This window comes from Vibrio sp. M260118 (genome assembly GCF_036533755.1).
Classification (GTDB): domain Bacteria; phylum Pseudomonadota; class Gammaproteobacteria; order Enterobacterales; family Vibrionaceae; genus Vibrio.
Genome location: NZ_JATABG010000102.1, coordinates 1 through 12,432, shown reverse-complemented (window position 1 = coordinate 12,432; position 12,432 = coordinate 1). Strand labels below are relative to the sequence as shown.

Sequence of the window (12,432 nt, the reverse complement as noted above, 5' to 3'; positions counted from 1 at the left end):
TGAAGAGTTAGTTGACCCCGTGTTTGTAGAAACTAAGAGTCGAAATGAGCCATTAACTATTGTCTATATCGATGTCGATGATTTTAAACATTTCAATGATGTCAATGGTCATGAGGATGGTGATAGCGTGTTGGTTGCTGTAGCAGATAGTATTCGTGGGATATCCCGCGCTGTTGATTTGTGTTTTCGTGTGGGAGGTGACGAATTTGCTATTGTCATGCCAAGCTGCGGTGAGAAGGACGCGCATTCTAATTACGTCCCCAGGCTTTGGAAACAACTGCATTCAATTAGAAATGATATCTCTTTAAGCATAGGTATATGTCAAACCGGACCGAATGACTACATTTCCATCGAATCTACGTTATCTAAAGCCGACAAGAATATGTATCTTGATAAAAGAAAGGAAAAGAGTAAAGAGGATAAAAAGCTTGTTTCAGTTAAAGCGAATAGATCTGCCAACGAATGAATCTAAGCGCTAGATACTGCTTTAGTTACGCTGTATTTACAGTAATGGTCGCGATACACCCTATAGATTTTCGATTTTTTATTGAAAATTCCCAACCGTATCGATGACAGAGATCTTCTACGATCAATAAACCTAAACCATGTCCGTTATTATTGGGAGAGTTGTTAAGGCCTGGTCCGTTGTCCTTTACTGTTATTGATTCAGTAGAGACGTTAAGTTCTACTTTTCCTTGTTCTGATGCCGCGATGGCATTTCTTATTAAATTACCTACCACCATATTAAGGACCGCTGGTGCAGCTTTTAAGTGAGGGGAACTATGGAAAAGTAGTTCAATCTCAAGGTTTTTTTCAATGGCTTGTGAGCTATTGTTGTCAATGATGGTTTGAAATTCTGTCTGGCTGACTTCTCTGATCACAGCGTCATCTTGACTACGTTCATATCGCACTAGCCCTAAAAGAGCGTCTACCATGGTGCTCATTTGGCTGGTCGCTTCATTAATCCTTAAGATCTGACGTTTTTGGAATTCAGTTGAACCATCGCGTTCTAAGAGTTTGTTTGCTCCTTTTACAATCGTTAACGGCGTTCTTAGCTCATGACTGGCATAGCGGGCAAAGGCTTGTTCACGCTTTATTAAACTATGAATTTCTCGTCTGTCGGTATTAAGTTGGTTGGCTAATATTTGGAATTCCTGTGCTCCCCCGGCTGGGATATCAAATATATGGGCAGAGTTACCACTTTGTTCGGTCAACTGGTTTGTTAAATGATACAGAGGTGCAATGAGGTGCCTAGACAAACGAGACAATAGCGTACCAAAGATAATCAGTAGTCCGGCAATACTGGTAATGACAATGACGCTAGCAAACACGGTTTCGTATGGACCGAACTCTATCTGATTAATATCAGATAGCAAAATTACCGGTTTCTTGACACCATCTTTCATGTAATGGCCTAAATAGAGCATTCGTGATTCGGTTCCAATACCTACTTCACCTACGAATTCATCCTTATCTTTTAAATAATGATGGTAGCTAACTGGAATTAAGTTGATATCATCATAGGCGTGAGTCAAGACATCAATGGCAATCTCTCCACTTTCTCCATTCATAAAACGCTGTATGGCTTCATTCTTGTCGATTTCAATTCGTCGCTCTCCCACCTTGTCTTCTGACCAGTGTAAGGCCGCATAGAAGATGATATAGCTCGCCAAGCCCATAATGAGTGCGACTGAGGTGAAGAATATGGCTAATTGGCTGGTTAGCGTTCGAGCGCTGGATAAACTGATTTTGCGCATTATAGATTCTCCAGACGAAAGCCTATCTTGTGCACGGTAACTAGCATAGGAGACGAGAATGGCTTATCTAACTGGTTACGAAGGTTGTAGATGTGGCTACGTAATATGTCAGTATCTGGTTCGTTGTCTTGCCAAAGCATATTAATAACTTCATCTCTTGCCACCACGTCAGGGGCACGTTGACAAAGCAGTTCTAAGATGGCGTAAGTGGTTGGGTTTAAAGTTAATCGGATTCCATCACGGTACGCCTGATGTGTTTTTTGATCTATGCGCAAGCTGCCAAATTCAAGCCAAGTATCGGTAACATTTCTTCGATAACGTTTTATCAGCGCAAGCAGACGAGCTTCTAGTATTTCAAGATCAAAAGGCTTGGTTACATACTCATCGGCACCATACTTAAATCCACTTAGCATATCTTCTCGGTTATCAAGTGCAGTAAGCATAAGAATGGGAGTGACGTTTCCGGCTTCTCTGACGACTCCTTCGCTTTCGAAGTAATCAAATAAAATGCCGACAATTTCCCGATTGTCTTCAACCAATAATATTTTTTTCATCTTCACGCTTACATTACTTATTTTTTATACCACACCAATTTGAGCGCTACACAAGCCAGCCATCAATACCGCCTTGAGATATGTCTGTTATCTAGAGCTATACAATAACTTGACCAGCTTTCGTGTAATGAAACATGGCTAGCAGAAATGAACAATGGGGTACGATGATAGGTGATGTCAAACAACAGCGCTGAATAAATTAACCCGGCACTGTTATTTCTAATAAAATGACGGTTCGAATACCAGTATTTAGGCAGAGGACTTTTTCATCGCAGATACAATACTGTCCCCCAAACTGTAAGCGAGCAGACCATGCTAAGGAGAACGATAGCAGAGCCAATGTTTTTAGCCACGCCAGATAACTCGTGATAGTCCAAACTTACTCTATCTACGACTGCCTCGATTGCGGTGTTGACCATTTCCGCAAATAAAACAAACACCATACTCAGCATCACCATTAGGGTGTGAACTATTGGTAAATTCAGCCAGAATGCGAATACTGTCAGTGGTATGAATAACATCAGCTCTTGTTGAAAAGCGGTCTCATTTTTACAGATCCACTTAAACCCATTAAAACTATGAATGAAGGTATAAAAGATACGATGAACACCCGTGCGCTTTATGATTACTTTTTGTTGCATTTTATAAACACTCTTGAATGATTGCTAAGAGATAGACTGACAGTTTTGCGTTATATCCAATTCTGGATCGTGGGCTTTCGTATCAACGCCATATAAACCCAGTAAGCTATGAAATAAGTTGTCGTGCGATAGGCTACTGTTTTGTGCTTTCGTCTCCAAACACTTCTTGTTAATACCTTTTTGCTCAGCGTATTGCTCTGGCATCCACATCAACCAAGGAACATGAGTCTGCTCTATTGGTGCAATTGGATACGGTGTGCCATGAAGATAAAGGCCGCTCTCACCTAACGATTCACCATGATCTGAAATGTATGTCATCATGACATTGTAGTCACTGGATACGCTTTTTAATTCTTCGATAACCTGTGCCAGCACATAGTCGGTGTAAACCAGAGTATTGTCGTATACGTTAACGATCTGATTGTCATCACAGTTTTCTATATCGCTTCTGTTGCATGCAGGTTGGAATGGCGCGTGTGCGTCCGGATATCGTTGCCAGTATGTTGGGCCATGGCTTCCAATCGTATGTAACACGAGTAATTTGTTGTGAGAGCCGTTGCTAATAAAGGTTTTGGCATCTTTTAGCATAGCGACATCAAAGCAGGTTGAACCGTTGCAGTCCTGATTTTTTAATGAAGCGTTAATCGTGTTGTATGTCAGGTTCTTAGCAACGCCTTTGTCGCCACCATCGTTATCTATCCACAATATATCGACGCCAGCGTGTTGAAGGACATCCAGGGCATTATCTTGGGCTGCAGCACGAGGTTTGTCATAGGAATCTCTAGTCATGTTAGAGAACATGCACGGTACAGAGAGTGCGGTATATGTACCGCATGAAGACACATCTTGAAATGCAATTAATCCCATCTCTTTGGTATAAGGGTTCGTGTCACGTTCATAGCCATTATAAGCGAAGTTCATCGCACGGGCGGTTTCGCCTAAAACGATAACCATGAGAGTGGGCTTGCCATTAGGTGCAGCCGCCATTTGAGCATCGGTACCAATACTTTGATATTCCAGTTTGGTTTCAAAATACGTTTTCTTTAAATATTTTGCGCCATTGTAAATGTGTGCCGGAATGATCATTTTATTTAAATAGTGGTTGTTGCGACCAACAGACGCATAGTCTTTGTAACACGTCTCTGCAATCAGACCGATTCCCACAATGGCAACAAAAACAAGACTCACTCGTGACACTACAGCTTTCATTCGCGTGCTATGAGGGGTGATGCGAACAAACGCTAAAAAAACACAAGGTAGAACCCCGAAGCCCAATAAATAGAGCATCGTAGTCATGTTGAAATAAAAAGAAACTTCCGATGAGTTGGTTTCAAAAACACTCTCCATCATCGTGTAATCAAACAGTGTTTGGAAGTTTATCTCGGCATACAAGGCGGCGGCTGAAGTGAGCACAACGAAAAACATGAATGGCTTAAAGAAGTAAGGCCATGCAAAGAGTGAAAAAATGATGGTGAATGCACAAGTGAGTAGTATTGGCGCCGTGTAGGCGAAAAATGGGTTGGAAACATCAGCACTGAGCTGAAAAATTGTGTTGAGAACGGGGTAATTCATCACCGTACCAAAATACACAGCACACAACACAATGAGGGTAGTCATACTCATTGGAATTCGACGAGAAGGCAGAATTTTTAAACTTGTCATCAACGATAGGCCTAATAGTTAGTTTATTGGTATTGGTTGATGGCCAGTATCGCAGCAGCAATGTGAAAAAAATGTCGATGGAAAGGTGTCAAGGTGAAGGCGAGTGGTACTTAGGGTGCAGTGATTTGTTACGCAGGTTTGATTCTCGCAGAGCATCACGTATCTAGCCTCATTATACTAAATTACTCGCTTGCCCGTTTTTTGCTCGATTGTGATCCGTCTCTTAGATGTTACCCAATGTTACCGATAACATTATTATTGTTTCCGGTAACATATGACTAAAAATAAAAGAGAGCAAAGGATCTACTCATGAACAATACCCTCAAAACCCTATCTATCGCTGTCGCTACCACTCTACTATCCACGTCTGCACTTGCGGCTGATTTCAACTTCAAGTTTCAGTCGAGTGATCCATCTGGAGATAAAAACTATCAAGTACAAAAAGAGTGGGCGGAGACTGTAGAAAAAATGTCTGCCGGTCGGATTGAAATCGACTTACTTCCAGTCGGAGCGGTGGTTAAACACACTGAAACACTCGACGCAATCAAAATGGGCGTCCTCGACGGCCACATTACTGCGACTGGCTATTTCTCAGGCAAAGATCCTGCGTTCGGTCTGATCGGTAACATGGTTGGTGCTTGGTCTGATACACGACAACTGCTTGAGTACATCAACTACGGCGGTGGTTATGAGCTGATGACTGAGCTATATGCCCCTTACGGTGTCAAGTATATCGGTGGCTCGACCACAGGTGTTGAATCGTTCGTTTCTAAGGTGCCACTTAATGGTGTCGATGACCTTAAAGGGTTAAAACTTCGAGCACCAGAAGGTCTTGTTCAGCAAGTGTTTGCTGCTGCCGGCGCGACACCTGTTAACTTACCGGGCTCTGAGGTTTTCACTGGCCTGAGCAAGGGCGTGATTGATGCGGCTGACTACACGGTTTTCTCGACCAACCACAGTGCTGGCATGAATGATATTGCGATGCACCCGGTTCAGCCAGGTTTCCACTCGTTACCTACCATTGATATTTCAATGAGCCAGAAAAAATGGGACAAACTGCCAGCCGATCTACAAGAGATCATGACAGTATCAGTGCGTGATTTTGCGCAAGACATCACCACACAATTGCGTATTGCTGATCAAGCAGCAGTGAAAGAGGCGCAGGCAAACCCAGACATTACGATTCATGACTGGTCGCAAGAAGAGCGTAAGAAATTCCGTCAAATCGCGATGGGTGAGTGGGAAAAATATGCTCAGCGTTCGCCAAACGCGCAAAAAGTGTATGACTCGATTACGACCTATCTAAAAGGTGCAGGTCTGCTATAAGCCACACCGTTTAGGGAGGTGATTCTCGCCTCCCTTCATTCTGGAACAGCACTATGAAAAACTCAGACACAAAAGTGGCTGAAATGCCCAGCAACATCTTAGACAAAGCCATTACTAAGGTGAGCGAGATACTTAGCTTACTGTTTGCTTTCACTGTCATCATTTCATTTTACGAAGTTGTGAGCCGCTACGTTTTTGACGCACCAACCATCTGGGTTCACGAAACGGCTTCGTTTATCGGCGGCTCGCTATTTGTGATTGGTGGTGCGTACGCGCTTGCGACCGATAAGCACGTACGAGTGGTACTTATCTATGATTCGGTTTCGCAGCGAACCAAACATTACCTCAATATTTTTCACCATTTAGCGGGATTGCTATTTAGTGGTCTACTCATCTATGCGGCGTGGCAAATGGTCAACAGCTCATGGTTTGCGCCTTGGGGAGAACTCAGGTTAGAGACTTCAGGAACCGCTTGGGATCCAGCTTTTCCTGCATTGCTTAAGGGATTAATCCTTTTAACCGTTAGCTTGATGTTTATTCAGTTTGTTCTGCATCTGATTAGTGAAGTCAAACAACTAAAGGAAGAGAATAATGCTTAATTTATCTTCTGCTAAAGCCGAATCAGATAACCGTCTACGTATCGTCTTCTTTGCTGGTGGGGCCGTTGTCTTAGCCGCTTTAGCTTGGTTAGCCACCTATGTGATCGCAGGTGAGCTCTCTTCGATTGGCATCGCATACGGCAGCTTACTGATGCTTGCTTTGATGATCGGCTTGTTGCTAACCGGTATGCAGCTCGCTTTCGTAACGGGCCTTGTGGCGCTCGTTTTCACCCTTGGCTGGTTCGGGGTTGATGCGCTTCCATTGATCACCAGCCGAATCTATAGCTTCGTTAACGGCTATGTGTTTCTCGCTGTGCCTATGTTTGTGTTAATGGCAGCGTTACTTGATCGCTCAGGAATCGCAAGAGATCTGTTCGATGCGATGAAGAGTGTTGGACGTAAAGTCCGCGGTGGTGTCGCAGTTCAAACTCTAATTGTCGCCGTCATCCTCGCTTCGATGTCGGGAGTAATTGGTGGAGAAACTGTATTGCTGGGCATTCTGGCGCTGCCGCAAATGCTTCGTCTTGGCTATAACCGCAAATTGGCGATTGGTACCACTTGTGCGGGGGGCGCACTTGGAACCATGTTGCCGCCGAGTATCGTACTGATCATTTATGGTCTTTCCGCATCGGTTTCCATTGGTGATCTATTTAAAGCTTCGTTTTTACCTGCGTTCATTCTAGCGCTGTTTTACATCGCTTACGTACTGATTCGTTGTAAGTTAAACCCGAGCTTGGCGCCGTTACCGTCTGCTGAAGAGTTAGAGGAAGATGCCAAAGAGCACCCAAGTTATCTCAAAGCGCTGTTCTTTCCGTTGCTGTCGGTTGCGACTGTCCTGGGCAGTATTTACACCGGCGTCGCATCGGTCACTGAAGCTTCAGCACTTGGCGTTGTTGGTATCGCAGTGAGCGCAGCTATTCGCGGTGAACTCAGCTGGAATATGGTCAAAGAGTCTACCATCGCGACCATGCGTACTTGCGGCATGATTATGTGGATTGGTATCGGCGCGTCAGCACTGGTGGGTGTTTACAACCTCATGGGCGGTATCAACTTTGTTGAGCAGACCATTCTGGCACTCAGTGGCGGGAATGCGATGACAACCCTGCTGATCATGATGGTGATTCTATTTGTGCTCGGTATGTTCCTTGATTGGGTTGGGGTCGCACTGCTTACTATGCCTATCTTCGTTCCGATTATTACCAGTTTAGGTATGGACCCAATTTGGTTCGGCGTGGTGTTCTGCTTGAACATGCAAGTGGCTTTCTTGTCACCACCTTTTGGCCCTGCGGCCTTCTATTTAAAATCAGTTGCGCCAAAGGATATCAGCCTAGGTGAGATCTTCAGCTCGCTACTTCCGTTCATTGGGTTGCAGGTTTCGGTTTTGGCCTTGGTGATTATTTTCCCAGAGCTTGCTCTGTGGTGGAAGTAAGTGGGTTCGACAGCGTTGATAGAGATAATAAGTATGAAAAAGAAGTACATCGTTATGGGCGTTTCCGGGTGCGGGAAGTCATCAATCGGTGAGTCACTTGCTAAGGCGCTAAACATTCCGTTTTTTGATGGCGATGATTATCACTCACCAGCTAGTGTGCAGAAAATGCAAAGTGGCATCCCACTAACGGATGAGGATCGTGAGTCTTGGTTATTGCGGCTTAATGAGCTGTTAAAGACAGAGGACGAGCTGGTGGTGGCATGCTCCGCACTGAAACCCGAATATCGAGCCATTTTACGCAATGGCTGTGAAGAATTGCGTTTTTGCTATCTGAAAGGAGATTTCGAGACCATATGGTCAAGGCACAAAGCGCGACAAGGACACTATTTCAAAGGCGTTGCTATGTTAGAGAGCCAGTTTGACACCTTGGTCGAGCCTTCAGAAAGCGAGGCCATGCACATCGATATAAAGCAAACCCCTGAAGAAATTACTCAAGACATCCTGTCTAGGATTTGACAGAAAATGGGCGGCGTAAACTGCCCATCGGTAACTTATCATGAAGATTAACAGCGTCATTGCCGAAGTGGCACACAACATCACTCAGCGAAGCACAACCAGTCGTAAGATCTATTTGGACAAGCTTGAGCGTTCAGCCAAACAAGGGAAAACTCGTGCTGGGCTAGCTTGTGGTAACTTGGCTCATACGGTTGCGGCGGCGACAGAGCAAGAAAAGCTGTCTATTCTCGATTTCACCAAAAGCAATCTCGCCATCGTGACGGCATACAACGATATGGTGAGTGCGCATCAGCCATACCGCGACTATCCAGAACGGATAAAACGGGCGCTAGCCGAATTGGGTAACACGGCTCAAGTGGCAGGGGGCGTGCCTGCGATGTGTGATGGTATTACCCAAGGTTATCAAGGGATGGAACTGTCACTGTTCTCTCGTGACTTGATTGCGCAGTCAACCGCACTTTCACTCAGCCATAATACCTTTGATGGCACTCTGCTACTCGGAGTGTGTGACAAAATTGCCCCAGGACAACTGATGGGGGCGCTGGCGTTTGGTCATTTACCGACCGCATTTGCTCCGTCAGGGCCAATGGCTACTGGCATCAGCAATGATGAAAAGGTGGCGACACGGCAAAATTACGTGGCAGGAAAAGCCGACAAAGCGGCGCTACTCGCTGTCGAGTGCAAAGCGTACCATTCCGCGGGCACTTGCACCTTCTTTGGCACCGCCAATACTAATCAATTGGTGTTCGAGGCAATGGGATTGATGCTTCCAGGCTCGGCTTTCATATCACCCAATGATCCGTTGCGCGATAAACTCACTGAGAAGACCGCTCAATATATTGCTTCTATCAGTGCTCATTCGCGCAGTCACAAAGCCCTCGGAGTGGTGCTGGATGAGAAATCGGTGATCAACGGTTTGGTGGCGTTACTTGCGTCAGGGGGCAGCACCAACCACACCATTCATTTAGTTGCGGTGGCGAAAGCGGCAGGCTGGTTAGTAACATGGGATGACTTGGATAAGCTTTCTCAGGTTGTGCCATTGCTGGTGAAAATGTATCCCAATGGTGATGCTGATATTAACGCATTTCAAAAGGCTGGCGGCGTTCCTACACTATTGGCCGGTTTGAACCAGCGCGGTCTGATTTTTATGGATGCGAACCCTGTTTATGGGTGCATGGAAGATTATCTCACCACGCCTTACTTAGATACTCAAGGAGAGCTTCAGTTTACTGCGGCCAAGCCGAGTATCGATAGCCAAGTGCTTGCCTTGCCAGGTCAGAGTTTTAGTGACGTCGGGGGGCTTAAAGTGCTAAGTGGTAATTTGGGACGCGGGGTAATGAAAGTCAGCGCCGTTGCCAAGGCGCATCAAAGAGTCGTTGCGCCGGCTATGGTGTTTGATTCTCAGCACGATGTTGAAGCCGCCTACAAGCAAGGTTTATTGATCCAAGATGGTGTCATTGTGGTGCGCTTTAATGGGCCTGCAGCAAACGGTATGCCTGAGCTGCATAAGCTGATGCCCATCATGGGCAACCTTATGAAGCAAGGATTAAACGTCGCGCTGCTCACCGATGGTCGATTGTCCGGAGCATCCGGCAAGGTGCCTGCTGTTATCCATATGACACCAGAAGCCGCTCGCGGTGGGCTGCTCGCCAAAGTGAAAGATGGCGACATGATTGAAGTGGATGGGCTAACAGGTCAAGTCAATGTGCTGGAAGCTATCGAGCACAGAGCACCTGTCGAGCCTCAACTCGAACAAAGTCATATTGGCAGTGGCAGAGAGCTGTTTAGTGTTTTTCGTCACGCAATTTCTAGCGCAGAGCAGGGCGCCACTGTATTTTAGCGGGCTTTGCCTTTATAACTAACTGAAACAATTGTTGAATCAGGATTTAAAATGAATTGGTCATACTCTCCAAAGCAAGTATTTGCGACTTCGCCTATCGTACCCGTGATGGTTATCGAGCATGTCGAAGATGCCATTCCGCTGGCTAAAGCACTAGCGGAAGGCGGGATAAACGTTTTTGAAATCACCTTGCGCACCGATGCGGCGATCGAGTCGATTCGCGCTATTGCCCAAGCGATGCCTGAGTCCATGGTTGGGGCAGGCACGGTTTTGACCCCAGAACAGTATGATGCGGTTGTTGAAGCTGGCGCTAAGTTTGTTATCTCGCCAGGAGCTCCTGCGCGTCTGCTCAAACATGCAGCCAGCCAGTCTGTGACCTTGATTCCGGGTGTTTCAACACCAACAGAGATCATGGAAGCGATGGATTTGGGTTATGACCACCTCAAATTCTTCCCTGCAGAGGCCAATGGCGGTGCCAAGGCGTTAAAAGCGATTTCAGCGCCGCTTCCTCAAGTCAGCTTCTGTCCGACGGGAGGTGTGAATGCGGAAAACATGGCGCAATACCAAGCGCTTTCTTGTGTCAAAACTGTAGGCGGGACTTGGATGATCCCAGCGGATGCGATTGCAAACAAAGACTGGGCTCGTATTACTCAATTGACCAAAGAAGCCATTGCCGCAGCGTCGAAGTAATCCAAACCATACTTCGTTTGAGGCTTTACTTAGCAGTAAATGGCTGCAGCCTGTCCCTAATCTCATTTTGATGCCCTATGATTCAGAAAAAACAGAGACCGACCCTACAAGACATCGCTGATCGCGTTGGTGTCACTAAGATGACAGTAAGCCGCTTCCTTAGAGATCCGAGCAAGGTCTCAGCAGCAGTAGGTGTAAAAATTGACGAAGTAGTCAAAGAGCTTGGCTACGTGCCGAATCGCGCCCCAGACATCCTCTCTAAAGCGAAAAGCTATTCCATTGGTGTGCTGCTTCCGTCCTTGACCAACCAAGTATTTGATGAGGTGCTACGTGGCATTGAGGGTGTGATCGAGCCCAACGGCTATCAGGCGATGATTGCTCACTATGGTTACGGTAAACATGTTGAAGAAAAACGTATTGAGACGCTACTTGGTTACAATGTCGATGGCATCATTTTGTCAGAGAGCTATCACACCGAGCGCTCGAAGAAGATTCTCAATGCATCTGGTATTCCGATAGTCGAGATCATGGACTCGGTGTCACCGCCACTTCAGCAAGCGGTCGGTTTTGACAATATCAAAGCCAGCGAAAACGCCACCAAAGCGCTTATCAATAGAGGGCGTAAGCGGATTGCTTATCTGGCAGCACGAATGGATGAGCGTACCAAACAAAAAATCCAAGGCTACGAACAGGCCATGGCAGGACAAGGCCTAAAACCGCTGGTGATCACCACCATGGAGTCGTCGTCTTACACCCTTGGCGCCACGCTGATGAAAAACATGTTAGCCGAGTATCCTGAGGTGGACGGCATTATTTGCACCAACGACGACATCGCGATTGGTGCGCTGTATGAGTGTCAACGGCAGAATGTGGATGTGCCAAAGCACATCTCTATCGTCGGGTTTCACGGCCACAACATATCAACGGTGATCAAACCGACACTCGCTACCGTGATAACCCCCCGAGAAGAGATAGGCAAAATTGCTGCTGAGCATCTTATGCAGCGAATTACCGACCCTTTAGCCAAAATCGAGCAACGATGTATTGATCTCGACACTCAGTTTTACTTTGGCGAGACCCTCTAGTTTGTGACCTTGGCTCGATTACCCATTGGGTTCGGGCTATCATCTTACTAAGATAATTCTCTGTATTAACTGCCCAATCGAAACAGGAGGGCGCCCAGCTCAGTAGGGGCTAAGCCAGGCGCACAAAGCGTGAAGTTAGAAGCGATAGCCGAAGTTTAATGTCATCGCGTCTCGTGTTTCGTCGTATCGCTGCCAAGGTGAAGAGATACTCACCGCACAGACTCAGCTGAGTTATGATGTTGATAATCGCTGGAAAGTCTCTGCATTTTACGGACATGATGTCGCGCAGCAGCGTTTTTTTAGTTACTTCTCAAGCATGCCTAACTTGTCGGG

Annotated in this window: 12 protein-coding genes; 8 read left to right on the top strand and 4 right to left on the bottom strand. The window is 46.1% G+C overall.

Annotated elements, in window-relative coordinates; translation table 11 throughout:
- Positions 1–466 (top strand): GGDEF domain-containing protein (locus QTO00_RS08390; protein WP_331424244.1); only part of this gene is annotated, 466 nt, incomplete at its 5' end.
- Between the two features lie 25 nt (positions 467–491).
- On the opposite strand, the gene QTO00_RS08385 is transcribed toward QTO00_RS08390, so the two are convergent.
- From QTO00_RS08385 to QTO00_RS08370, 4 genes are all read right to left on the bottom strand, one after another.
- Positions 492–1,757, bottom strand: coding sequence for a sensor histidine kinase (locus QTO00_RS08385; RefSeq protein WP_331424242.1), 1,266 nt, complete (start codon positions 1,755–1,757; stop codon positions 492–494).
- Positions 1,757–2,311, bottom strand: a complete 555-nt coding sequence (locus QTO00_RS08380; protein ID WP_331424240.1) for a response regulator transcription factor — start codon at positions 2,309–2,311, stop codon at positions 1,757–1,759. Before QTO00_RS08380 ends, QTO00_RS08385 begins: the two co-directional genes overlap by 1 nt.
- 266 nt (positions 2,312–2,577) lie before the next feature.
- A complete protein-coding gene (locus tag QTO00_RS08375) occupies positions 2,578–2,952 on the bottom strand; it encodes a diacylglycerol kinase (protein ID WP_331424239.1) in 375 nt (124 codons plus the stop codon).
- A 24-nt stretch (positions 2,953–2,976) separates the two neighbouring features.
- Positions 2,977–4,569, bottom strand: coding sequence for a phosphoethanolamine transferase (locus QTO00_RS08370; protein ID WP_331424248.1), 1,593 nt, complete (start codon positions 4,567–4,569; stop codon positions 2,977–2,979).
- Positions 4,570–4,923: 354 nt separating this feature from the next.
- Between QTO00_RS08370 and QTO00_RS08365 the strand changes: the two genes are divergently transcribed.
- From QTO00_RS08365 to QTO00_RS08335, 7 genes are all read left to right on the top strand, one after another.
- Positions 4,924–5,940, top strand: a complete 1,017-nt coding sequence (locus tag QTO00_RS08365) for a TRAP transporter substrate-binding protein (protein WP_038203955.1) — start codon at positions 4,924–4,926, stop codon at positions 5,938–5,940.
- Positions 5,941–5,993: 53 nt separating this feature from the next.
- Positions 5,994–6,539 (top strand): TRAP transporter small permease subunit, encoded by a 546-nt coding sequence (locus QTO00_RS08360; RefSeq protein ID WP_331424237.1) that lies wholly within the window; start codon positions 5,994–5,996, stop codon positions 6,537–6,539.
- Positions 6,540–6,690: 151 nt separating this feature from the next.
- Positions 6,691–7,968, top strand: coding sequence for a TRAP transporter large permease (locus QTO00_RS08355; protein ID WP_331424246.1), 1,278 nt, complete (start codon positions 6,691–6,693; stop codon positions 7,966–7,968).
- Between the two features lie 33 nt (positions 7,969–8,001).
- On the top strand, positions 8,002–8,484 hold the full coding sequence (locus QTO00_RS08350; RefSeq protein WP_038203959.1) for a gluconokinase: 483 nt from the start codon (positions 8,002–8,004) through the stop codon (positions 8,482–8,484).
- Between the two features lie 40 nt (positions 8,485–8,524).
- Entirely contained in the window at positions 8,525–10,324 is a 1,800-nt protein-coding gene (gene edd, locus QTO00_RS08345) for a phosphogluconate dehydratase (RefSeq protein ID WP_331424234.1), read from the top strand.
- 51 nt (positions 10,325–10,375) lie between these two features.
- Positions 10,376–11,014 carry a bifunctional 4-hydroxy-2-oxoglutarate aldolase/2-dehydro-3-deoxy-phosphogluconate aldolase gene (locus tag QTO00_RS08340; protein WP_331424232.1) on the top strand — a complete coding sequence of 213 codons (639 nt, stop codon included), beginning with the start codon at positions 10,376–10,378 and terminating at the stop codon, positions 11,012–11,014.
- Between the two features lie 77 nt (positions 11,015–11,091).
- Positions 11,092–12,099, top strand: a complete 1,008-nt coding sequence (locus tag QTO00_RS08335) for a substrate-binding domain-containing protein (RefSeq protein ID WP_331424231.1) — start codon at positions 11,092–11,094, stop codon at positions 12,097–12,099.
- Positions 12,100–12,432: the final 333 nt, after the last annotated feature.